23 protein-coding genes are annotated in these 25303 nt (G+C 29.7%); 2 read left to right on the top strand and 21 right to left on the bottom strand.

The annotated features are described in order from the left end of the window. Window positions 1-76: 76 nt before the first annotated feature. The 12 genes from secG to AACH12_RS05430 form a co-directional block, all read right to left on the bottom strand. Window positions 77-310: a preprotein translocase subunit SecG gene (gene secG / locus AACH12_RS05485; protein WP_338537057.1), complete on the bottom strand. Its 234-nt coding sequence runs from the start codon at window positions 308-310 to the stop codon at window positions 77-79. A gap of 137 nt (window positions 311-447) precedes the next feature. Further along, window positions 448-1737: a phosphopyruvate hydratase gene (gene eno, locus AACH12_RS05480; protein ID WP_338537056.1), complete on the bottom strand. Its 1290-nt coding sequence runs from the start codon at window positions 1735-1737 to the stop codon at window positions 448-450. A 37-nt stretch (window positions 1738-1774) separates the two neighbouring features. Continuing rightward, window positions 1775-3313, bottom strand: coding sequence for a 2,3-bisphosphoglycerate-independent phosphoglycerate mutase (gpmI, locus tag AACH12_RS05475; protein WP_338537055.1), 1539 nt, complete (start codon window positions 3311-3313; stop codon window positions 1775-1777). A gap of 11 nt (window positions 3314-3324) precedes the next feature. Continuing rightward, entirely contained in the window at window positions 3325-4071 is a 747-nt protein-coding gene (gene tpiA, locus AACH12_RS05470; RefSeq protein ID WP_338537054.1) for a triose-phosphate isomerase, read from the bottom strand. A gap of 69 nt (window positions 4072-4140) precedes the next feature. Then, window positions 4141-5337: a phosphoglycerate kinase gene (locus AACH12_RS05465; RefSeq protein ID WP_338537053.1), complete on the bottom strand. Its 1197-nt coding sequence runs from the start codon at window positions 5335-5337 to the stop codon at window positions 4141-4143. A 61-nt stretch (window positions 5338-5398) separates the two neighbouring features. Beyond that, window positions 5399-6415, bottom strand: coding sequence for a type I glyceraldehyde-3-phosphate dehydrogenase (gene gap, locus AACH12_RS05460; RefSeq protein ID WP_338537052.1), 1017 nt, complete (start codon window positions 6413-6415; stop codon window positions 5399-5401). A 13-nt stretch (window positions 6416-6428) separates the two neighbouring features. Next, window positions 6429-7490: a sugar-binding transcriptional regulator gene (locus AACH12_RS05455; protein ID WP_338537051.1), complete on the bottom strand. Its 1062-nt coding sequence runs from the start codon at window positions 7488-7490 to the stop codon at window positions 6429-6431. Window positions 7491-7638: 148 nt separating this feature from the next. Then, window positions 7639-9081 carry an RNA polymerase factor sigma-54 gene (gene rpoN / locus AACH12_RS05450; RefSeq protein ID WP_338537050.1) on the bottom strand — a complete coding sequence of 481 codons (1443 nt, stop codon included), beginning with the start codon at window positions 9079-9081 and terminating at the stop codon, window positions 7639-7641. A 100-nt stretch (window positions 9082-9181) separates the two neighbouring features. Beyond that, entirely contained in the window at window positions 9182-9994 is an 813-nt protein-coding gene (gene yqeB, locus AACH12_RS05445) for a selenium-dependent molybdenum cofactor biosynthesis protein YqeB (protein ID WP_338537049.1), read from the bottom strand. Further along, entirely contained in the window at window positions 9991-10785 is a 795-nt protein-coding gene (locus AACH12_RS05440) for an XdhC family protein (RefSeq protein ID WP_338537048.1), read from the bottom strand. Before AACH12_RS05440 ends, yqeB begins: the two co-directional genes overlap by 4 nt. 77 nt (window positions 10786-10862) lie before the next feature. Next, window positions 10863-12215, bottom strand: a complete 1353-nt coding sequence (locus tag AACH12_RS05435) for a sigma-54-dependent transcriptional regulator (RefSeq protein ID WP_338537047.1) — start codon at window positions 12213-12215, stop codon at window positions 10863-10865. A 32-nt stretch (window positions 12216-12247) separates the two neighbouring features. After that, entirely contained in the window at window positions 12248-13636 is a 1389-nt protein-coding gene (locus AACH12_RS05430; RefSeq protein WP_338537046.1) for a sensor histidine kinase, read from the bottom strand. A gap of 95 nt (window positions 13637-13731) precedes the next feature. Here AACH12_RS05430 and AACH12_RS05425 point away from each other — a divergent pair, with 95 nt between their 5' ends. Together AACH12_RS05425 and AACH12_RS05420 are read left to right on the top strand one after the other, a co-directional pair. Beyond that, window positions 13732-14145 carry a SoxR reducing system RseC family protein gene (locus AACH12_RS05425; protein WP_338537045.1) on the top strand — a complete coding sequence of 138 codons (414 nt, stop codon included), beginning with the start codon at window positions 13732-13734 and terminating at the stop codon, window positions 14143-14145. Window positions 14146-14261: 116 nt separating this feature from the next. Continuing rightward, window positions 14262-14570 (top strand): CC/Se motif family (seleno)protein, encoded by a 309-nt coding sequence (locus AACH12_RS05420; protein ID WP_338537044.1) that lies wholly within the window; start codon window positions 14262-14264, stop codon window positions 14568-14570. Between the two features lie 199 nt (window positions 14571-14769). On the opposite strand, the gene hemL is transcribed toward AACH12_RS05420, so the two are convergent. The 9 genes from hemL to AACH12_RS05375 form a co-directional block, all read right to left on the bottom strand. Beyond that, window positions 14770-16053 (bottom strand): glutamate-1-semialdehyde 2,1-aminomutase, encoded by a 1284-nt coding sequence (gene hemL, locus AACH12_RS05415; protein ID WP_338537043.1) that lies wholly within the window; start codon window positions 16051-16053, stop codon window positions 14770-14772. 15 nt (window positions 16054-16068) lie between these two features. Continuing rightward, complete coding sequence (hemB, locus tag AACH12_RS05410; protein ID WP_338537042.1) at window positions 16069-17043, bottom strand: porphobilinogen synthase; 975 nt, start codon at window positions 17041-17043, stop codon at window positions 16069-16071. Beyond that, complete coding sequence (cobA, locus tag AACH12_RS05405) at window positions 17036-18544, bottom strand: uroporphyrinogen-III C-methyltransferase (RefSeq protein WP_338537041.1); 1509 nt, start codon at window positions 18542-18544, stop codon at window positions 17036-17038. The genes hemB and cobA overlap by 8 nt, the downstream gene beginning before the upstream one ends. Next, window positions 18534-19430, bottom strand: a complete 897-nt coding sequence (hemC, locus tag AACH12_RS05400; RefSeq protein ID WP_338537040.1) for a hydroxymethylbilane synthase — start codon at window positions 19428-19430, stop codon at window positions 18534-18536. The genes cobA and hemC overlap by 11 nt, the downstream gene beginning before the upstream one ends. Further along, window positions 19427-20056 (bottom strand): precorrin-2 dehydrogenase/sirohydrochlorin ferrochelatase family protein, encoded by a 630-nt coding sequence (locus tag AACH12_RS05395; RefSeq protein ID WP_338537039.1) that lies wholly within the window; start codon window positions 20054-20056, stop codon window positions 19427-19429. Before AACH12_RS05395 ends, hemC begins: the two co-directional genes overlap by 4 nt. Next, window positions 20057-21343 (bottom strand): glutamyl-tRNA reductase, encoded by a 1287-nt coding sequence (gene hemA / locus AACH12_RS05390; RefSeq protein WP_338537038.1) that lies wholly within the window; start codon window positions 21341-21343, stop codon window positions 20057-20059. It lies immediately after the preceding gene. A gap of 333 nt (window positions 21344-21676) precedes the next feature. Further along, complete coding sequence (locus AACH12_RS05385) at window positions 21677-22609, bottom strand: ABC transporter permease (protein ID WP_338537037.1); 933 nt, start codon at window positions 22607-22609, stop codon at window positions 21677-21679. 1 nt (window position 22610) lies between these two features. Beyond that, entirely contained in the window at window positions 22611-23711 is a 1101-nt protein-coding gene (locus AACH12_RS05380) for an ABC transporter permease (RefSeq protein ID WP_338537036.1), read from the bottom strand. A 12-nt stretch (window positions 23712-23723) separates the two neighbouring features. Next, window positions 23724-25256, bottom strand: coding sequence for an ABC transporter ATP-binding protein (locus AACH12_RS05375; protein WP_338537035.1), 1533 nt, complete (start codon window positions 25254-25256; stop codon window positions 23724-23726). Between the last annotated feature and the right edge of the window lie 47 nt (window positions 25257-25303).

The following is a 25303-nucleotide window of genomic DNA, read 5'->3' as shown; positions in this document are numbered from 1 at the left end:
TTAATACTGTAACCAAATTCATGATTACAGCATCAACTTTTAAGCAATTTATTATTTTGATAGATGTATATAAAAATTATCTCTGTAAAGCAGTTAAAGCAATAGCTAAAACAATAAATAGTACAGCTCCAATTTTAGTTACTCTATCAAACAAAGTATCATATTGTCTTCCTTTTTGCTTTCCAAAAAGTTGCTCAGCACCTCCGCCAATTGCACCAGAAAGTCCTGCACTTCTACCTGAATGCATTAATATACTAACGATTAATACTAAACAGGCTATTACAAAAACAGCTGTTATTACGGCTGACATAAAATCCCCTCCCTTATACTTCTTCAACATTGTTATTTTAACATATCAATACTTATAAAGCAACAAAATTAAGTAAAAAAGAAGCTACATATAATCAATAAATTATATGTAACTTCTTATTATTAAATTGATTTTTACTATTTTAAGTTAAAGAATGTATCAATACCTGGATAAATTGAACTTGTACCAAGCATATCTTCAATTCTTAATAATTGATTGTATTTTTCAACTCTTTCAATTCTTGCTGGAGCTCCTGTTTTTATTTGACCAGCGTTTACAGCTACTGCGAAATCAGCAATTGTAGAATCTGTAGTTTCACCAGATCTATGAGAAACAACAGTAGTATAACCAGCTCTATTTGCCATTTGAATAGTGTTTAAAGTTTCAGTAACACTTCCGATTTGGTTAAGTTTAATTAAAATAGAATTAGAAGAATTATTCTTAATTCCTTTTGCAAGTCTTTCTACATTTGTAACATAAAGGTCATCACCAACGATTTGAATCTTAGATCCTAATCTCTCAGTCATAATTTTCCATCCATCCCAATCTTCTTCTGAATGACCATCTTCAATTGAGATAATTGGATATTTTCCTATTAACATCTCATAATAATCTACCATTTCTTCAGCAGTTTTTTTGATTCCCTCCGCTTCTAAGTTATATAATTTAGTTTCAGTATCATAAATTTCAGTCGCTGCTGTATCAATTGCAATCATTACCTCTTCGCCTGGTTTATAACCTGCTTTTTCAATTGCTTCAACAATAAATTTAAAGGCATCTTCATTTGACTTTAAGTCTGGAGCAAATCCACCCTCATCACCAACACTTGTACTTAATCCTTTTGCTTTTAAAACAGCTTTAAGACTATGATAAACTTCAGCACCCATTCTTAAAGCTTCTTTGAATGTAGGAGCTCCAACAGGCATTACCATAAATTCTTGTATGTCGACGTTATTATCAGCATGTGATCCACCATTTAATATATTCATCATTGGTACTGGTAAAGTTTTTGCATTTACTCCACCAATATAATTATAAAGTGGTAATCCAAGAGTTTCAGCTGCCGCTTTTGCTACCGCAATAGAAACACCTAAGATCGCATTTGCTCCTAATTTTGCTTTGTTTGGAGTGCCATCTAAATCAATCATCATTTGATCGATTTCTACTTGATCAAAACAACTCATTCCAACTAATTCTGGTGCAATAATTTCATTTACATTATTAACTGCAGTTTCAACACCTTTTCCAAGATATCTTCCTTTGTCACCATCACGAAGTTCAACAGCTTCAAACGCTCCAGTAGATGCACCAGAAGGAATTCCTGCTCTTGCAACAGTACCATCTTCTAAGTAAACTTCAACTTCTACAGTAGGATTACCTCTTGAATCTAAAATTTCTCTTCCATAAACACCAATAATTGTAGACATTTTCATACCTCCATATTAATTTATATATGACTATTATTTATATAGTAGTCTTAACTATAATACTTTCACCAGTCATCTCTGATGGTTTTTCAATTTGCATTAATTCAAGCAAAGTTGGTGCAAGGTCACACAATTTACCATCTTTTCTTAACTCTACGTTTCCTTCCCCAAGTAATATACAAGGAACATGATTCGTAGTATGAGCAGTCATAGGAGAATTTGTTTCAAAATCAATCATTTTTTCTGCATTTCCATGGTCTGCTGTGATAATCATTTTACCATTTTTTGATTCTAATTTATTAATTATTCTTCCTAAGCATTCGTCGACAACTTCGACAGCCTTAACAGCTGCACTCATAACGCCTGTATGTCCTACCATATCAGGATTTGCAAAATTTAATATAATTAAATCATATTTGTCTTCATCGATTCTCTTAAGCAACTCTTCTGTTACTAAATATGCGCTCATCTCAGGCATTAAATCATAAGTAGCCACTTTAGGAGATGGAATTAAAACTCTATCTTCATTAGGATTAGCTTCTTCAACACCACCATTAAAAAAGAAGGTTACATGTGCATACTTTTCTGTTTCAGCAATTCTTAGTTGTTTCTTTCCTAGTTTACTAATATATTCACCTAAAGTATTTGTAATTTTATTTGGTTTATATGCAACATCTACATTTTTAATTGTAACATCATACTCAGTTAAGCAAGCAAAATCTGTTTTAAAATAATTTCTCTTAAAACCATTAAAATCTATATCAACAATCGATCTTGTAATTTCTCTTGCTCTATCAGGTCTAAAATTAAAAAATATGATAGAATCATTTTCTGAAATTGTTGCAGTAGGCTTATTATTTTCTAAGATAACTGTTGGTAGCACAAATTCATCTGTTAATCCTTCAGCATATGATTTTTCAATAGCATCTTTAACGGAAGTTGATTTATTACCCTCTCCATTTACAAGAGCTTTATATGCTATTTCAACTCTTTCCCATCTTTGATCTCTATCCATTGCATAATATCTACCCGAAATAGTTGCAATTTTACCAATTTCGTTTTTCTTCATATAATTTTCGACCTCAGCCAAATAATTAATTCCACTTTGAGGTGGAGTATCTCTACCATCTAAAAAAGCATGAAGATAAACTTTATCTACACCATTTCTTTTTGCTAAATCTAAAAATGCAAATAAATGTTTTATATGACTGTGAACACCACCGTCAGAGAGAAGTCCCATTAAATGAAGTGAAGAGTTATTGATTTTAGCGTTATTTACAGCCTTAAGTAACACTTCATTTTCAAAAAAATCTCCATCTTTAATGGACTTTGTAACTCTTGTTAAAGCTTGATAAATTACTCTTCCTGAACCAATATTTAAATGTCCTACTTCTGAATTTCCCATTTGTCCATCAGGTAATCCAACATCTAATCCACTTGCTCCCAAGAGAGTATTTGGAAATTTTTTCATGTAGCCATCATAATTGGGAGTATTTGCATTAAATATTGCATTACCATTATTCATATTGCTTTTTCCCCAACCATCTAAAATTATTAACGCTACTGGTTTAACCATATTTTATCTCCTTAAAAATTCACTAATTCAACAAAACTATCTGCTTTAAGGCTTGCACCACCAACTAAAGCACCATCTATATCTGATTCATTCATAATTTCTTCAACATTGCTAGGTTTTACGCTTCCACCGTATTGAATTCTTACTTTTTCAGAAGTTTCTTCATCATACAAACCTTTTATTACATTTCTGATATACATTATTACTTCATTTGCTTCTTCACTTGTAGCAGTTTTTCCTGTTCCTATAGCCCAAATAGGTTCGTATGCAATAACAATTTTTTCAACATCATCTTGATTAATATTATTAAATGCTCCCTCAATTTGAACTTTACAAACGTCTTTAGTTAAATCTCCTTCTCTTTGATCAAGAGTTTCACCAACACAAACAATAGGAGAAATTTTAAATTCTAATGCTTTAACTAATTTCTTATTTACAGTTTCATCTGTCTCATTATAATACTGTCTTCTCTCAGAATGTCCAAGAATAACATAATCCACGTCAATTTCTTTTAACATCAGTGGAGATATCTCACCAGTAAAAGCACCTTTTTCTTCATAATGCATATTTTCTGCACCAATTTTAACGTTTGATCCTTTTGCTGCTTCAACTAAATCTTTTAACATAACATAAGGTGCACAAATTAGTACTTCAACATCAGTTCCCTTTACAGAAGGTTTGATTTTTCCAATAAATTCGATTCCTTCTTTTATTGTCATATTCATCTTCCAGTTTCCAGCAATAATTGGTATTCTCATTATTTCACCTCTTTAAAATAATAAAGTAATTTACTTATATAATTTTTATAACAATCCATTTCTAATTTACTAATTTTTATCACTCAAAGCTTCAATACCTGGTAGTTTTTTCCCTTCTAAAAATTCTAAAGAAGCTCCTCCACCAGTTGAAATATGTGTCATTTTATCTCCAAATCCCAGAATATTAACAGCTGCTGCGCTATCTCCACCACCAATTATTGTTGTAGCATCAGATTCAGCTAATGCTTTAGCAACTTCTACTGTTCCTTTTGAAAAATTCTCAAACTCAAACACTCCCATTGGTCCATTCCAAATAACAGTTTTAGCATTTTTTACAGCGTCAGCAAATAATTTTGATGTTTTAGGTCCTATATCAAGTCCCATATATCCATCTTTAATATTCTCATTTTCTGTTACAATAGGAGTTGCATTTCTATCAAATTTGTCAGCTATAACATTATCAATAGGTAGAAGTAAATTGATACCTTTTGCTTTTGCTTTTTCAAGCATTAAAAAAGAATACTCTAACTTTTCTTCCTCTACAAGTGAATTTCCAATTTTATAGTTCATAGCTTTAAGGAATGTATATGCCATGCCTCCACCAATAATAAGAGTATCAACTTTTTCAAGCAAATTATCAATTACTTTTATTTTATCTGAAACTTTTGCTCCTCCTAGAATAGCTACAAATGGTCTTTTAGGACTTTCAATAGCACTGCCAAGAAAATCTAGTTCTTTTTGTATTAAATACCCACAAACTGAAGTCTTAATATACTTTGTAACTCCTACAGTTGATGAATGAGCTCTATGTGCAGTTCCAAATGCGTCGTTAACAAAAACATCTGCAAGTGACGCTAACTCTTTAGAAAACTCTTCACCATTTTTTGTTTCTTCTTTTCTAAATCTAGTATTTTCTAAAAGAAGTATATCACCATTATTTAATTTTTTAACCGCGTCTAAAGTTGATTTTCCAACTACTTCTGCTTCTGAGTTGAAAATAATATTTTGATTTAGAAATTCACCTAGTCTCTTTGCAACTGGCTCAAGACTAAGTTCTTTTTTATACTCACCTTTTGGTTTTCCCATATGTGAACAAAGAATAATTTTAGCATTATTTTCTAATAGATATTTAATAGTAGGAAGTGCTCCTAATATTCTATTTTCATCTGTAATTTTACCATCTTCAATCGGCACATTAAAATCACATCTTACCAAAACTTTTTTTCCTTCTACTACGATGTCTTCAAGTGTTTTTTTATTAAGCATTTGTCCCTCCAATAAAGATTTTTAACAAGGTAAAAAGCCCTGAAATTTCAGGGCTGTTTTTTTATAATCCTTTTTCAATCATAAATGAAACTAAATCGATTACACGGTTTGAATATCCCCATTCATTATCATACCATGAAACAACTTTTATTAATCTATCACCTATAGCCATAGTTGATAAACCATCAACTATTGAAGATCTTGGATCTTTTAAATAATCTTTTGAAACTAAAGGCTCATCAGAATAGCCTAAAATACCTTTTAAAGATCCTTCCATAGCTGCTACTTTAAGAGCTGCATTTACTTCTTCCGCACTAGCAGTTTTTTCTACCTCAAATACAATATCAACTATTGAAACATCTGGAGTTGGAACTCTCATTGCCATACCATTAACTTTACCTTTCAATTGAGGAAGTACTAAAGCAACTGCTTTTGCAGCACCAGTAGTAGTTGGTATAATAGACTCAGCTGCTGCTCTTGCTCTTCTTAAATCAGAGTGTGGAGCATCAAGAATTTTTTGATCGTTTGTATAAGAATGAATTGTAGTCATAAGACCAGATACAATACCAAAATTTTCATCAATAACTTTTGAAAATGGTGCTAAACAGTTTGTTGTACATGATGCATTTGAAACAATATTATGATTCTTAGGATCATATTCATTGTCGTTTACACCCATAACAATTGTTTTGTCTTCTCCAGATGCTGGTGCAGAAATAACAACTTTTTTAGCTCCTGCTTTAATATGTTTTTCAGCTCCTTCTCTTTTTCTAAAGAAACCAGTTGATTCAATTACTATGTCTATTCCAAGTTCACCCCAAGGTAAATTTTCAGGATCTCTTTCGGCAAAAATCTTAATTTCTTTACCGTTAACAACAAGAGAACTCTCTTTAGCTTCAACAGTACCTTCAAATTGACCAAATAAACTATCATATTTTAATAAATGAGCTAATGTTTTAGCATCAGTTAAATCATTAATTGCTACAATATCAAAATTCAAATTTTTGTTTGCCATTGCCACCTTAAATGCATTTCTACCAATTCTACCAAATCCATTAATTGCTACTTTTGTCTTCATTTTTACTTCCTCCTTAGTTGTCGTTAATAATTTTCCTTGCAACATTCTCATCTGTGATTAACACTAGATTAGAATTAAGCTTACATATTGAAATAATTGATGCAACTTTTTCTTCACCACCAGCTACAGCAATTAAATTACCCAATTTTTTAAAAGTACTTAATTTAATACCTATCGTACTCATTTCATGTACAATTTCTCCATTTTTATCAAAATAATAACCAAATGCTTCTGAAACCGCACCCTTATTTAGTATGATACCAATTTTTTCACTGTTCAAACTTCTTCTTTTTGACATTGTTTCAGCATTCCCAATTCCAAAAATTAATAAATCAATTTTTTCAAGTGTATCTATAGTTTCTTTAATCTCGGGTTCACTCATAAGCAAATCAATAGTGCTTTTAGATAAGACGTCAGGAGTATACAATGTTTTATAACTTGAACCTAGCTTGTTTGCCAATTTTTCTGCTAATGTATTAGCTTGAAATTCAGCTTTATTACCAAGTCCACCCCTAGCAGGTATTACTATGCATTTTGAAAAATCTAGCTTATCTTTTTTAAATACATCAATTACACTTGCGACAGAAGAACCACCCGTTACACCAATAACACTTTCTTTTAATAAAATTTGATTTAAATAATCAGATCCAACTTTTCCAAGTTCTTTAAGAGTAAGTAATTTATCATCATCTGACGATGCTGCTATTATAACTTTTTTTATATTAAGTTTTTCAGCCACTTTTTCTTCAAGAGACTTGATGCCTTTTAAATCTTTAAAAAATATATTTAGCATTCTAAGAGTATTTTCACCGGTAAGAGTTAAAGACATCCCTTCAAGAGAAAATTCAACTAAATTATTTTCTTTTAATACGTTTGCTTCTTTTCTAATAATTCTCTCAGTAATATCAAGTTTATTTGATAAACTTCTTCTCCCAATAGGTTCTAAATAACTAATAATACGAAGCATATTATACCTGTCTTCTAAAACTTTCACCATTTCAGGAGCAATCGTTTTAAATACCGATGTGATTTCATCAACCTTTATGCAATTTTTACATTCTTTTAATTCTCGCATATATTCCTCCACACGGGACATTTGAAGTCCGTACGTCACATTTTGTCCCATCAAGTATAAAAAAAAACCAATCACTAGATTAATAATACCATAATTACATCTTAAATGGAATACTCAATTAGTTTTTTTTATTTGTTAATTTTTTTATTTAATATCTTTTTCGCTTCGAGGATGACAATATTCCAAGTTCATCTCTATATTTTGCAATTGTCCTTCTAGAAACTTTAATACCTAATTCATTTAGCTCATTAGAAATAAACTGGTCACTAATAGGTTTGTTTGAATTTTCTTTATTAATCATCTCTTTAATAATCATCTTTATACTCTCAGACGATACCCCTTCTCCAAATGAACTTGAAACACCACTTTGAAAAAAATATTTAATTTCAAATAGTCCATTAGGACATTGCATGTATTTTCCACTAATAGCTCTACTAACCGTAGATTCATGAACTTCAATTTCATCTGCTATATCCTTCAAAGTAAGTGTTCTTAAATACATTGGCCCTTTTTCAAAAAAATCTAATTGATAATCTAAAATCGACTTAACTACTCTATAAATAGTATTTCTTCTTTGTTCAATATTTTTAATTATTTTCAGCGCTGCATTTAATTTTTCTTTAATATAAGCCGTAGTACTGTCATTGAGATTTTGATTTAACAAAGAACTATAAAATTTATTTATATATAGTTTAGGCGCACTCGTATCACTAACCACAATTACATATTCATTATCAACCTTGTTAATAATAACGTCTGGTGTAACATACTTAACATCTTTTAGAGAAGAATAGCTTCTTCCAGGTTTAGGTTCTAATTTTTTTATCTTATCACATGCATCTTGAACGCAAGTAATAGGTTCACCTAAAGCTTTAGCAATAATAGAAATTCTATTGCACCCCAAGTTTTCTAAATGATTTTTTATAATGGCTTTAATAATTAAATCATCTTCATACTTCACCCGAGATTGAATTAATAAACATTCTTCAAGCGTTCTTGAAGCAACTCCAAGTGGTTCAAATGTTTGAATAGTATTTATTATTTCTTCAATTTCATCATCGCTAACCCCATATATTTCTTTTACCTCGTCACTTGAAATATCTAAATATCCATTTGTATCAATATTTTCTATAATATACTTCGCAACTTCTTTATATCTATTAGAAAGAACAGTCAATTGAAGCTGAAAAAGCAAATGCTCATTCAAAGTTTCTTCACTTGCAATAAAATTATCATAAGAAACTTCATCTTTTACTTCATAATTAACTTTTTTAAATCTATCAGAAGAGAAATCATTTGCTAATGATTTCCAATCAATTTCATTTTCAACACTATATTCTTCTTTGCTTTCATTATCTTGATTATCATTTTCTTTATCATTTATTTTTTTTTCTTCACTTATCTCATTTTTTTCACTATCAACTTTTAAAACTTCATCTTTTGACAATATTGGATTATTTAACAGTTCTTCTTTTATATATTCATTAAGCTCCAAAGAACTATATTGCAACATTTCAATTGACTGTCTTAATTCAGGAGTCATAACGAGCTTTTGAGTTTGAACTAAATTTAAGCTAAAATTCATTTTCATAATAACACCATTTCCTTGATATTTTGAACATAATTTAAGTACATATCCATTATATCAGTATTTAGCATTAATCAAAAGCTATTTATACTAACAATCATTTCTAAAAATTAAAATTACTAAGATTTAATATTGCTTCTAAAACTGCTCCTCCAATTGATCTTGCTTTATCTGAAATTGTAAAACAATTATCTTTAACATCTCTTGGATCTATATCTGCAATTTTAAAACCCTTTGTAACAAGATAGCCTTCATTAATAAGACCTCTAACCACACCAGAAATACTAGCATATACAATTTCACCTGAAACTTTCAAAATCGGATCGCCTTTTTTTACAAGGTCAGATATTTTAACAATATGTTCAATCTCTCCAGCACAAGGAGATTTAATCACTCTCTCTTTAGCGACTCCTCCAATCACTCCTGGTATACCAGTATCCTTTAAAGCTGATCCGCTATATATTACTCTTCCGACATTATGTCCTCTCATTGTTTCAATAACTGCATTAACATCTTCTCCAGCCGTGAATCCTGGTCCAAGACCTATAACAATATCAGCCATATCAATATTTGTACCTAAGTTTTTTTTAGCCAATATAGCATCAATTACTACTTTAGGTTTTAATATTTCTATAGTTTTACCTTGAGGGTCAACTACAAGAGGTATTTTTTTTTCGTCGAGAAGTTTATTAATTTTTTTTTCAAAATCCACATCATCTAAGTCAAGTTTAACTGCTAATTTATCTTCAACCTTATATTCATCATCATACACAGCCTGTGCAAAAGACACCGTTCTTCTTATAACAGATGGTTTTTTTGTCTCAAGTGATACTACATTAAATCCTGAATTTGAAAGTCTATATATAACACCACTAGCAAGATCGCCTGCACCTCTAACAACAACATAATTTTTCACTTTTTAACCTCCTTCATTTGCCTTGCACTTCCACCATTTTTAATCATAAGTATTTCAGAGATAATACTTATTGCAATTTCCTCAGGAGAATTTGAACCAATATCTAAACCAATTGGTGCACATACTTTATCGATAAGTTCTTTTTTTACACCGTCCTTTGCAATATTATTCAAAACTACTTTTACTTTTCTTTTACTTCCAATAACTCCAATATACGCGCTTTCCTTTTCAATAATCTCGCGAAGAGCCATTTCATCTCCATCTCTTGTTGCAATAACAATATATGTATTACTATCAGTTACTAAATTTTTTAAAGATTTCTCCATATCAAAGTCATTATACAATTTTTTCGCAAAAGGATACCTTTCTTTATTACAAAATTCTTTTCTATCCTCCACAACAATTAAATCAAACTTTAAAAAATCAACTAATTTCGAGATAGCATAATTTACATGTCCACCGCCTATTAACACTAAAGTTGGTCTTATATTATTAACTTCAATAAATACTTTTAAATCTCCACCACAAAGCATATCAAGCCCGCCTTCTTTAGCATTATTTAATGTGTATTCTACAATTTTAGATGAATCTTCTTTAATTGCAGAAATAGATTCATTAATAACATATTTTTCTGCTAAGCCTCCTCCAATAGTACCAATTATACTTCCATCACTATTAATAATCATTTTGCCAGCATGAGCAGGAGTTGAACCCTTCGACTCAATAATTGTAGCTACTGCAAATTTTTTATTTTCTTTAATCATTTCACTTATTTTATAGTATATACTCATATTCCCTCCAATTAATATAAATTCATTATTTATTATACTTTTTTAATATTTAAATATATATATTATAATTTTATAAATCATTTTTTAAGTTTATATTTTCCCATTCTATATAATAAAGTATGTCTTGTTATTCCAAGTAATTTTGCAGCATTTGTTTGATTATTGTTAACTTTTTTTAAAGCTTGTAAAATAAATTCCTTTTCTAATTCATCAAGTTTTATTCCTTTTTCTGGCAACTTATAATTAGATTTAATACTTTCTTTTGCAAAGATTTCAATAGGTAAAGATTCACTTTTTATAATGTTTTCTTTTGAAAGTATAACCATTCTTTCTATTATATTTTCTAGTTCTCGTATATTACCTCTCCATCTATAATTTTTCATCAATTCTATTGACTCTTTTGAAAATTTTATATTTTCTTTATGCATTTTAACAGAGTATTTCTTTAAAAAATATTCTATTAAAAGTGGAATATCATTTTTTCTTTCTCTAAGAGGAGGCATATGAATCGGAATAACATTTAATCTATAAAATAAATCTTCTCTAAATTTACCTTCTTCAACAAGCTTTTTTAAATCTCTATTCGTTGCAGCAATAATTCTAACATCAAGCTTAAGAGATTCTATTCCACCGACCCTTTCAAATTCTTTTTGCTGAATTATTCTTAATAGTTTTACTTGGACGTTTTGTGAAATTTCACCTATCTCATCTAAGAAAATACTTCCACCATCTGCTCTTTCAAATCTACCAAGTTTTTTTTCAAAAGCACCGGTAAAAGCTCCTTTTTCATGACCAAAGAGTTCACTCTCTAAAAGACTATCTGATAGTGAGGCACAATTTACTTTTATTAATGGACGCTCATTTCTTTCACTTAAATTATGAATATAATCTGCGACCACTTCTTTTCCTGTTCCACTTTCTCCAGAAATTAACACTGTCGCATCGCTACTTGCTACATTTTTAGCCATATCTATTACTTCAATGAATTTTTTTTCTTTTCCAATTATTGCGATATTTGAAGTTTTTTTGAGCTCATTTTTAAGAAAATATATTTGTTTTTTCATTTCTCCTATATCTAGTGCCTTCTCAATAATTATTTTTAATTCTTCTAAATCAAAAGGTTTAGACAAATAATCCGTAGCACCAATTTTCATAGCAGTTATTGCAGTTTGAATTGTACCATGTGCTGTCATCATAATAATTGGTATATTGGAGTCTATTTTTTTAAGTTCTTTTAAAACTTCAATTCCATCAATATCTGGTAACTTTATATCTAATAAAACCAAACTTGGATTTTCATTTTTAAAACTTTTAATCGCTTCAACTCCGTTCATTGCATTAACTACACAGTATTTTTTTGATGATAGTGCATTATTTAATGCCCAAATCATGTTTTTTTCATCATCTACAACCAATAATTTAGTTTTCATATACTCTCCTATTTGTATCCTATACATTTATATCAACCAAGTGGTAAGACTACTTTAAAATTACTCCCTTTATCAACTTCACTTTCCACTTCTATTAGTCCATTATGTTCTAAAATTATTTTTTTTGATATTGCTAATCCTAAACCAGTTCCAACTTTTCCAGATGTGAAGAAAGGATCAAATATCTCATTTATATTTTTCTTCGATATTCCCTTTCCCTCATCAACAAACTCTATAACTGCATTACTATCTTTTTTATAACCTTTAATTATAATTACCCCACCCTTATCCATCGAGTTTATTGCATTAAGTAATATATTTAAAAATACTTGCTTAATTTTATCTACTTGTATAGCGCAGATTAGTTCATCAACTATTTTAACTTTAAATTTAATATTACATTTTTTTTCATAAACATTTAATGTAGTTACTACATTATCAATTAATTTAGACAAATCAGATCTAAAAATAATTTCCTTTTTTGCTTTTGAAAAGTCCAACAATTCATTTACAAATTTATTTGCTCTAGTAATTTCTTCAATAATGATATCCAATCCCTCATCCTTTTTCTTCTCACTAATACTATTGTATTTAATAGTTTGAACTATAGTTTGAATTATGCCAAGCGGATTTCTTATTTCATGTGCAATACTTGATGCTATTAACCCTATCGATGTAAGACGAGAGGAGTTTTCAATTTCCTTTTCAAGCTCTAAAATTTCTGTTACATTTTCTAAAATAATTACTATACCTTCAGTTTTATTTAGATAATTTACTAAAGGATACATTGTATATTTAAAAACTTCTTTTTTATTTTCTCCATCAATATTCAAAATGCCTTTTACAATTATTTCTTCACCATTTATTACTTTATCTGCATCGATTTCCATGCTCGAAAATTCCAAATCTTTTTCGAAAAAATTTGGAATTTTAATTTTAGATTTATTAAATTTATTACTAAATGCTTTATTTGTGATCTTTACTTTTTTATTTAAATCCAAGGCAATAAGTACACTGCTCATACTATTCAAAATGTTTTCATTTAACATTTCAATTTGCGATATTTTTTCTAACTGTGACAATAAGAGCTGATTTTTTATATCCAATTTTTCTGCAAGGTACCCTGTAATAACACCAATAAATACAAATAAAAACATTTCAAGAATTTGATTCAAAAAATTAACATCTGTATTATTTATGTTTAAAACAACATGTGGTGTGTAAATAAGAACTATAAAAATTGATGTTACTAATCCACCCCTCAATCTAAATTTAAATGCTGCAAAAATAATAGGAATATAGTATAGTCTTCTATAAATTTCATGAATTTCCCAATGATTAAACGATGTAAAATAATGAAGAAAAGTTATAACTATTATCATAAAAAGCAAGCTTATTAAATTTTTATTCTTATAATTCAAAAAATCACCTTCTTATCTTTTTTTCCATTATACCATTATTTTAATTCTAACTTTGGCATAAATATTGCTTTATCTTATTGTAGGAGGTGTTAATTATGAAAACATTTGGTAGAGTTATTTCATCAAATAATGACAATGTTATTGTTAAAGTAATTAGAAATTCAGCTTGCGGGAAGTCTTGTGAAAAATGTGGATCTACATGTGATATGAGTTATTTAATATCTGTAAACAATGATATAAACGCTAAAAATGGTGAAATTGTAAATATCGAGTTAAATTCTAATAAAGTGCTAAAAATTGCAGCTGTTTTTTATATATTACCTTTATTCCTTATTGTACTTGGTATAATTTCAATTAAAATTTTTCTACCGATTAGCCTATCTAATACTAATTCAGATTTGCTTGCCATTTTTACTGGTATTTTTCTATATTCGATATGTATGGTATTAATTCATAAGTTAAATAAAAATAAGAATATAAATTATAAAATTTCACATAGACAATTTTAATTAGCAAATAATAATTAAATTTAATTATTATTATTTATTTACAATCACATTCACTGTGTTATTTCCTACTATCAGTGTATTATATGACTCATCAAATGCTAAAGGAGAAGATAAATATGACTAAAAATATTAAAATTAACCTTGAAAAAGATGTTATTGATTTTATGAGAAAAAAAAATAGAACCGAACTTACTTTAACCGTTCGAATAAGTGGAGGTGGTTGTTGTGAAACTTTTGAAATTTCAGAAATTGATTTAAATAAGCCCTCAAATATAGACCTTTATAATGTTTTTAAAATAGACGATATAGATATATATATTTCAAAAAACACAAAAATATCTACGCCTTTATTAAATTTCAAATTAGAAAAATCTTTATTTAGTAAAAACATTATAGCTGTAGGTGTGCTTCTTAAAAAGCATTAATTTATATATTATATATTTTCTAAGCTTTAAATATTTAATTTATCCGATGCCTTAGAGTTCTAATACCCCCCCTTCTTAAAAAAGTGGGGGTATTAGAACTCTAAAAAAGCCCTGGATTATGTTTTCTAAGATTCAGTGGGAGTAAAAACTCCCTCTGAATCCAAGAAATTCATTTATCTAAAGCTTAGAAAGTTAATTTCTAGTACATTTTTCTCAGTACCTTTTCCATTTTTACAATTGTTGTTTCAACATCTTCTTTTGTATGAGCATCCGATAAAAACAATCCTTCAAATTGAGCAGGTGGTAAAATCACACCTTCTTTTAACATCTTTCTAAAAAATTCGGCATACGATTTTAAGTCTGATCCTTTAACATCGTCATACGATTTTATTTCATTATCAATAAAGAAAATACATAACATACCTTTAAACCTAGTTACAGTTAACGGCGCTTTAAGATCCTGTATTATTCTATTTAACTCATTTTCAAAGTAAATAGCAAGATTTTCAATTTTTGTATAAAGGCTCTTATCATTTTTTAAAGCCTTTAAAGTTTTATAACCCATATGCATAGCAAGTGGATTACCAGAAAGTGTTCCCGCCTGATAAACCCCTCCAAGAGGTGAAACTAACTCCATTATTTCTTTTCGCCCGCCATATGCACCAACCGGAAGTCCACCACCAATGATTTTCCCAAGGCATGTAATATCTGGCTTAATACCTAGTACTTCTTGCGCTCCGCCATATGAAACTCTAAAGCCTGTAATTACTTCATCAAAAATTAGAAGTATATTATTATCTTCCGTTATTCTTCTAAGTTCTTTCATAAACTTAATATCCGGTGCAACAACGCCCATGTTTCCTGCAACAGGTTCTACTATGACAGTTGCAATATCGTCTCCATACATTTCAATTAATTTTTTAACAGACTCAATATCGTTATATTTTGCTACAAGTGTGTCCTCTACTACTTTACTGGGAACTCCTAAACTTGTTGGTTCAAAATACGTTAAGGTTCCTGAACCAGATTTAACTAATAAAGAATCAGAATGACCATGATAACATCCTTCAAATTTAATTATTTTATTTTTTTTTGTATATCCTCTAGCTAATCTAATTGCACTCATGGTAGCCTCTGTACCAGAACTAACCATTCTAACCATATCTATTGACGGATAAGCATCAACTATCAATTCCGCCATACTTACTTCTATTTCAGTAGGAAGTCCATAGCTGGTACCTCTCATCATGATTTCTTCTACACCACTTATAAATTCTTTTTTTGAATGACCAAAAATAAGTGGTCCCCATGAACATATATAGTCAATATACTCATTTCCATCAACATCATAAATCTTAGAACCTAATGCACTTTTAACAAAAATAGGATCAATTCCTACTGCTCCAAACGCCCTAACAGGACTATTAACACCGCCTGGAATTACTTTTTTTGCTCTATTAAAAATCGAATTTGAATTATTCATCTAATCTCACCTTTATTATAAATTTTCATTATTAATTTTTTTTGCCAATTCTTTAGCAAAATAAGTTATTATTATACCCGCACCTGCTCTTTTAATAGATAACACTATTTCATAAATAATATCATCACTTACTAGTCCTTGGCTAATAGCATTTTTAATCATTGAATATTCACCACTTACATTGTAAGCTGCAATTGGAATATTAAAATTATCTTTAGCCCTTCTAATAATATCTAAATAAGATAGAGCGGGTTTGACCATTATAATATCAGCACCTTCTTCAATATCCGATTCTATTTCAATTAAAGCTTCATCTGAATTAGAAAAATCCATTTGATATGTTTTTCTATCACCAAAAGATGGAGCTGAGTGTGCTGCTTCTCTAAAGGGTCCATAAAAATTTGAAGCGTATTTTGCAGAGTAAGCCATAATTGACACATATTTAAATCCATTATTATCTAATGTTTGTCTTATTGCAGATACCCTTCCATCCATCATATCTGAAGGTGCAACCATATCAGCACCAGAAAGTGCATGAGAAAGAGCAATTTTACTTAAGTAATCTAAAGTAATATCATTCTTTACCACTCCAATATCACTTAATATGCCACAGTGTCCATGATCAGTATACTGACACATACAAACATCAGTAATTACAAACATATCAGGAGAGTGCTTTTTTATCTCTTTCACAGCCATTTGAACAATTCCTTCATCATTAAAACTTTCTGATCCAATACTATCTTTATGATTTGGAACTCCAAATACAAGAACCTTCTTAATTCCAAGTGATATTAGTTCATTAAGTTCTTCTTTTATCATATCCACTGAAAAATGAAAAACTCCTGGCATTGTAGATATTTCTTCTTTTATATTATTACCTTCAACAAAAAATAAAGGGTAAATAAAATTTTCCGTTGATAATTTGTTTTCTCTTACCATATCTCTAAGCACTTTGTTTGTTCTAAGTCTTCTAGTTCTATTAAACATTTTTCACCTCATTATCTTTTAATAACACATCTATAATTCCATCAATTGTGTATTCATCTGCTTCAATAACATTGTTAACTCCATACTCTTTTAAAGTTGCAGATGTTATTGGACCAATGGAAATTATTTTCTTAGTGTTAATTAGATCAACTGACTTTGTATCAAAAGATTCAATAAAATTTTTAACCGTTGAAGAACTTGTAAAAGTAATATAATCGGTATTTTCAACTTCTGAAATATCTGTTTTAATTAATTCTTCATCTTTTATAGATTCATAAAGAAGTATCTCTTTAGTCTTACAAATGCTAGAAATTTCATCTAATAAATATTTTCTTGACCCCTTAGCTCTTGGCAAAACTACATAACTCGATGAATCTATTGTTCCTTTAATAGATTTAAATACTTCTTCTGCAACAAATTTCTTTGGCATAATATCAGCAATAATTCCATATTGCTTAAGTTTATTCCTAGTTGATGACCCAATAGCAACGATTTTAATTCCTGCTAATTTTCTTGCATCATAGTTATTTTTTAATAGTTCTTCAAAATATATTTCTACTCCATTAACACTAGTAAAAATTATATGAGTAATTTTACTTAATTCATTTATATGAATTTTAAATTCATTTTCTTTAAGTATTTTTTTTATTTTAATTGCTGGCATTTCAATGACATTAGCTCCAAATGATTCAAGGGAAGAAGTTAATGAACTACTCTGTTTTCGGCTTCTTGTTACAATTATTTTTTTTCCTCTTAACTTACCATCAAGGGGAGAGCTTAATATTTTAGATAAATTAACTACATCGCCAACAACTAAAAGCGCAGGACTTACAATGGAAGATTTAGCTAAAACTTCACTAATATTTTCAATTGTACCTCTTATAATCTCTTGGTTAGTTCTAGTCGCATTACTAATAATCGCAACAGGCGTTTCTTTTGATTTACCATAACTTTCTAAATTAGAGCATATATTTTTCACATTACTTAGTCCCATTAAAAAAACTAAAGTTCCTTTTAACAAGGCAATAGCATCCCAGTTATGGTCTCTATCATCACTTTTAAAGTGGCCTGTAAAAACGTGAAAAGATGATGCAAAATCACGGTGTGTAATTGGAATTCCCGCATAAGCAAGTCCACCTATTGCAGAAGTTATACCAGGAACAACTTCAAAGTCAAGATCATTTTTAAGTAAAAATTCACCTTCCTCTGCTCCTCTTCCAAAAACATATGGATCTCCGCCTTTTAACCTTACAACTAACAGATTTTCTTTAGCTTTATTGACTATAAGTTTATTAATTTCATCTTGCGTCAGTGTATGATTTGAGCTTGCTTTTCCTACGTAATAAAGTTCACAGTCATCTTTTTTGTATTGCAAAAATTTCTTATTTGCTAACCTATCATATATAAGGACGTCAGCTTTTTCAATAAGCTTTTTCCCCTTTACAGTAATTAAATTGATATCCCCAGGACCAGCCCCAACTAAATATACTTTATTTTTCATTATTTAACTCCTCCTTAATTTTTTTAGAAAGAATTAATGCTATATTTTTATAATTTTGTTTTTTTCCTTTTTGCGCTTTTCTTACAACTTTTAATAAATTTTCACTGCCAAAGATCCCCGTTAATTCGATTTCTTCTTCATTAGTTTTTGCTGATGCTCCAATTGGCGAATGACATCCTCCATCCATTAGTCTCATAAATTCTCTTTCACATTTTACTTCTATATCATCATCTTCATCGGAAATTTCGTTAAACACTCTAATTAAACCTTTATTGCTTTTTCTTACTTGGATAGCTAAGGCTCCCTGAGCAGGCGCTGGTAAAATTTCCTCTTCTGAAAATATATAAGAAATTTTATTAGTTAAATTAAGTCTTTTAAGCGCAGCGTAAGCTAGGACAATACCCCCAAAGTTTTCAGATTCAATTTTTTTAATTCGAGTTTCTATATTTCCTCTAACAGGAAAGAAATTTAAATCATCCCTAATTGACTTTAATTGAATAATTCTTCTTGTTGACCCTGTTCCGATAATCGATCCCTTCGGTAGTTCACTTAGCGAACTATATTTTGGGTTAAGGACTAATACGTCTTTTCTTTCTTCTCGTTTTGGTATAGGCACAATAAATAAATCTTCTTCCATTTCTGTTGGCATATCTTTAAAACTATGAACCGCAAAATCAATTTTTCCTTCTAATAATTCAGATTCTAATTCCTTAACGAATAGTCCTTTATCACCTATTTTATCAAGCGACTTATCAAGTATTTTATCACCTTTAGTTTTAATGATTTTAATTTCAACCGTGTGACCTTTTTTTTCAAGTTCATTTACAATCTGCTTCGTTTGCGTTAAAGCTAGATTACTTCCTCGAGTCCCTACTACTAATTTCATTTATTACCCTCCTGAGTTAACAAAATATATTTTTCATATGAAATTTTTAGTAACTCCTCAATTCGTTTTTTCTTTATATCTTCATCGTTTTCTCTATTTATTATTTTATATCTTTCTTTTGAAAGATAGTTTAAATACTCTGAATACTCCTTTGGAAAATCTGTTTCAATTTCTTTTCTAATTTTTTTAGTCAAACCTGGAAATTTACCATTAGTTGAAACTGTAATAGTTAAATCGCCCCTACTAATTTCTCCAACAAACTTAAAATCAATTTCTTTAGCTTCAGTAATTGATGATGTTAAAATCTTATATTTTTTAAAATCATAAACAATCTTGGAATTAACACACTCGTTATTTGTTGCCGCTATAACAAATGATATATCATTAAAAAATTCAAACTCCTTTTCCATCTTTACTATAAAATCTTTTGTATAGTTTTCATGATATATCTTAATAGCATCACTATATTTTACTAACAGTTCTTCAATCTTCTTACAAACAGATGGCGCGATTACTATTACTTTCATATTATGATCAAGAACTTTGCATATCTTCCTATATGCAACATTTCCAGCTCCTATAATAAGAGCGTATTTATTTTTAGTGTTTATCATAATTGGAAGCATTTATTTTTCCTCATTAAAATCAAATACATCATCAAGCATTTCAAGATAATTCTCTCTTTTTTCAGTATTTTCTATATTTTTAAGTTTTAAAATTGGCTTTCTAATTACTCTTTTAAGCGCAGAGTGTAACATTTTATTTAGTATTTTATTTTCTTTATGAGATAAAGTTAGTTTACTTTCAAGATAGTCAAAAGTATCCTTTTCTATTTCATCTGACAATTTATTAATATCTGAAATAAATTTATCAACATTTGAAAATTCAATCCAATTTTCAAACATTTCAACTCTTTCTTCTATGATTTTATAAGCATCTCCAGCTAATTTTTCTCGTTTTTTACTGTTTTTATCAGAGTAGTCTTTTAAATCATCAAGGAAATATACATGAATATTTTCAAGTTTTTGAATATTTATATCGACATCTCGTGGCATTGCTAGATCTAAAATATAAAGTTCATTATTAATCGATTTTATAAGGTCAAAATCTTTTTTATTTAGAACCGTATGAGATGCTGTAGTAGAAGAAATAATAATATCTATTTCTGGAATTTTACTATATCTATCATTAAAATCAACTAATTCTATATTAACAGCGTTATTATATTTATTAAATAAATTATCAAATTTAGAAACATCTCTTCCTACAACAACAATATCTTTAACACCATATTCAATAAGGTATTCTAGAGCAAGTTCACCCATGTTACCATATCCAATTATCATAGCTTTTTTTTCCTTAAAATTATTTATTTTTTCCTTAATAAACTTTATTCCTATATAACTCAAAGATAATGGTATTTCAGAAATTTTAAATTCGTTTTTAATGAACTTTGAACATGTAACAGCATCCCTAAAAAATTTGTTAAGAATTTTCTTGCTTCCACCAAGCTCCATTGAAAAATCATGAGCGTCTTTAACTTGACCTAAAATTTGATCCTCACCTATTACGATTGAGTTTAAGCCTGATGTGACTTTAAATAGATGTATATTGCAATAATGTCCACTTAATATATAAAGAAATTTTTTTAAATTTATGATACTATGTTTTTTATTTAAATAATCAACAATCTTATTAGTATGTAATTCTAAATTGCTTGATTTCGTTACAAAATATAATTCTGTTCTTGAACACGTAGATAAAATAACTACTTCTTTAATACCCATGTCAAGTATATCAGTTATAACTTCAATTTTTTTTGATTCATTAAATGCTAATTTTTCTCTTATTTCTAAATTTGCTGTTTCATGATTCAAACCTATTACTGATACTATCATTTGCTCTCCTTTCATAAATGAATTTCTTGGATTCAGAGGGAGTTTTTACTCCCACTGAATCTTAGAAAACATAATCCAGGGCCTTTTTAGAGTTCTTTATCCTCCACTTTTTTAAGAAGTGGGGATATTAGAACTCTAAGGCATCGGATAAAAACACACGTTTAATTTTTTAATCGTTCTAACCAATTGTTTTAAATAATCTAACACCGTGTTCCTACTATATTATAATACATAGTTAAAAATAATCTAGCAAAACATAAAAAAAACTATAAAAATCTTAAAAGATTTCTATAGTTTTTAATTTAATTTATAGTTTTTTCTAATAGACAAAACTAGCTAAATAACATACTATCTATGTCCTTTTTCATATGGTTCACCATCTGCAGCAGGTGCTACTGATTTACCAACAACTCCTGCAAGTGCTAGGATAGTTGCTATATAAGGTAACATTTGTAAAAACTCTGATGGTATCCAGCTTAAACCGAGTGACGCTGCTTGAATCTGAACCGCTTCAGCTAATCCAAAGAATAAACATGCAAGTAGTGCTCCAACTGGATGCCATTTACCAAATATCATTGCAGCAAGCGCAATGAAACCTTTACCAGAAGTCATTCCATTTCTAAATAAATTTACAGTTCCAAGTGATAAAGCCGCACCAGAAAGTCCTGCTAATGCTCCTGAAATCATTACAGCAATATATCTAGTTTTGTAAACATTTATACCTAAAGTATCAGCTGCTGCTGGATGCTCACCTACTGATCTTAATCTAAGACCAAAGGGTGTTTTAAATATAACATAGTATGCAATCGCTACTGTAATTAAAGCGAGGTATACAAATGGCGTAAGTCCATCAAATAAAACTCCAATAACTGGAATTTTAGCTAGTACCGGAAATGGGTTTACTGTTAAATTACTAGCAACAGAATCTGTTTGACCAGACCTTTTCCATACCATAACTAGTAAATACGACGTTAAACTTGCAGCGAGAAGGTTAATTGCCACACCAGCTACTACCTGATTTGCTCTTAAATGAATTGCAAGTACTCCAAGTAAAAGCGAAGTAATAATTCCAGCAAGGATTGCAACTAAAACTGCAAGCCACGGACTATTAAAGAAGTGCATCGATAAAATGGAGAAAAATGCCCCCATAATCATAATACCTTCAAGTGCTATATTTACAACTCCAGCTCGCTCAGAAAAAACTCCTCCAATAGCTGAAAAAATTAATGGAGTTGCAAGTCTAAGGGTAGACGCAATAATTGCCATAATCAAAATACTCATTCTACGCTACCTCCTTTGTTTTTTTATCTTTTTTCTTTAAGCTAGGTAAGTATTTAAGAATAGCTTCACCAGCAATAAATACAATAATTACACCTTGGATAATACCAACGATTTCTTTAGGTATTCCAGCAATTTGCATTTTTCTAGCTCCATTTGATAAAATACCAAATAGTAATGCCGCTGCAAGTACTCCAAGTGGATGATTTTTACCAACCAACGCAACTGCGATACCAGTAAATCCATATCCAGGCATTCCTGATGCTTGATCTACTTTAAAAGTTAATCCTGCAACCGTAGCAGCACCAGCAAGTCCTGCAAGCATACCAGAAATAACCATAGAAAGTACTATATTTTTTGAAACACTAATTCCACCATATTCAGCTGCGTATCTATTATTTCCAACTGATCTTAATTCGTAACCTAAAGTAGTTTTGAATAATAAAAAGTAAATTACAAATGCACAGAAAATTGCAATAAAAATCCCTGTATTAACACTTGAATACTCAAATTGAGGTATAAATTCATGTAATTGAGTAAGTCTAGCTTTTTCTGGAATTAATACTGTATATGCCTTTTGCTCCGTTCCCTGTAATAGTGAAGGATTAAGTACTTTTCTAACCACATAGTTACTAAAAAATAATGCCGTATAGTTAAGCATAATTGTAACAATTACTTCATGTACTCCAAGTTTTGCTTTTAATATACCTGGAATAGCTGCCCAAAGGCCACCACCAATTGCGCCAGCAAAAATAATTACCACAACTAATATAGCTCCTGGTAAATCTCTAAAAATCCATGCTGCAGCAACGGTTGAAATTGCACCCATTATATACTGCCCTTCAGCACCAATGTTAAAAAGTCCTGCTCTAAAAGCGAAAGCAATTGAAAGTCCAGTAAATATAAGAGGAGTAGTTTTAAGTAAAGTTTCACCAATTTTAGGTAAACCACCTAAACTTCCAGAAAATAACGCTGCATATGCAACTATTGGATTTTTCCCAACTGCAATAATAAATATAGATCCTATAATAAATGATAAGAATATTGCAAGTAAAGGAAATTTTATATTATCTACAAATATTTTTAATTTGTTTTCTTTATTCATTTTCACATCTCCTTATACTAATTTTTGTACGTATTTATCAATTTTTCCACCAGCCATCATAATGCCTAGTTCTTTTTCAGTTGCTTCTTTTCCAGGAACTATACCTACTATATTTCCATCATATACAACTGCTATTCTATCAGCAAGAGCCATAACTTCATCAAGTTCTAATGAAACAAGTAATACGGCTTTATTCTTATCCCTTTCAGCTACAATTCTTTTATGAATAAATTCAATTGCACCTACGTCTACACCTCTTGTTGGTTGCGATACAATCAATAATTCAGGATCTCTTACTAATTCTCTAGCAACAATCAATTTCTGTTGATTACCACCAGAGAGAGATCTTGCAAGAACTTTTTCATTTGGTGTTCTTACATCAAATTCCTCTATTAAATCAACACAATGTTTTGTGATAACGTCGTACTTCATAATTCCATTTTTTGAATACGGCTCATGATCATGATTTCCTAAAATAGCATTTTCATAAAGAGTATGTTCTAAAACAAGTCCTCTTTTATGTCTATCTTCTGGAACATGCGATACGCCCATTTCAATTATTTTTTTTGTTGCAAGATGTGTAATGTTTTTTCCAAGTAAGTCAATTTCACCTGAATCAGATTTTCTTAGTCCAGTTATTACTTCAACAAGTTCTGTTTGACCATTTCCATCAACACCTGCAATTGCAAAAACTTCACCAGCTTTCACATCAAAGGTGATTCCTTTTAAAGCGGGTAAACTTCTATTATCTTTACAAGTTAAATTCTTAACTTGTAGGACAGCTTCCCCTGGTTTTCTTTCCTCTTTGTCAACAACAAGATTAACTTTTCTTCCTACCATAAGTTCAGCAAGCTCATCAATATTTGTATCAGAATTATTTAATACATCAATCATCTTACCTCTTCTAATTACAGTTACTCTATCACTCATTGCCATAACTTCTTTTAATTTATGCGTTATAAGAATAATAGATTTTCCTTGTTTCGTCAAAGCTCTTGTAATTTCAGCTAACTCTTCAATTTCTTGCGGAGTAAGTACCGCAGTTGGTTCATCAAGTATTAAAATATCCGCACCTCTATATAGCGCTTTTAATATTTCTACTCTTTGTTGCATACCAACTGAAATATCTTGGATTTTAGCATTAGCATCTACTTTTAAGCCATACTTATCCGATATCTCATTAACTTCTTTTATTGCTCTTTCCATATCAAGTTTAATACCTTTTTTAGGCTCCATTCCAAGTATTATGTTTTCAGCAACAGTAAATGGCTCAACTAACATAAAATGCTGATGTACCATTCCTATTCCAAAGCCTATCGCAACATTTGGATCTTTAATTTTTACTTCTTTTCCATTGATAAAAATTTCACCTGAAGTTGGTTCATACAAACCATATAGTTGATTCATCAATGTTGTTTTTCCCGCGCCATTTTCACCAAGTAATACATGAATTTCACCTTTTTTTAAAGAAAAATTAATTTTATCATTAGCTACAACTCCCGGAAATACCCTTGTGATATTTTTCATCTCAACAACATTAGGCATTTTTTCCCCTCCATATCTTTGAAAAATAAAATGAGCCAGATGTCCTT

The sequence above is a fragment of the Helicovermis profundi genome (genome assembly GCF_033097505.1).
Lineage (GTDB): Bacteria > Bacillota > Clostridia > Peptostreptococcales > Acidaminobacteraceae > Helicovermis > Helicovermis profundi.
This window is presented reverse-complemented; position numbering and strand designations above follow the sequence as displayed.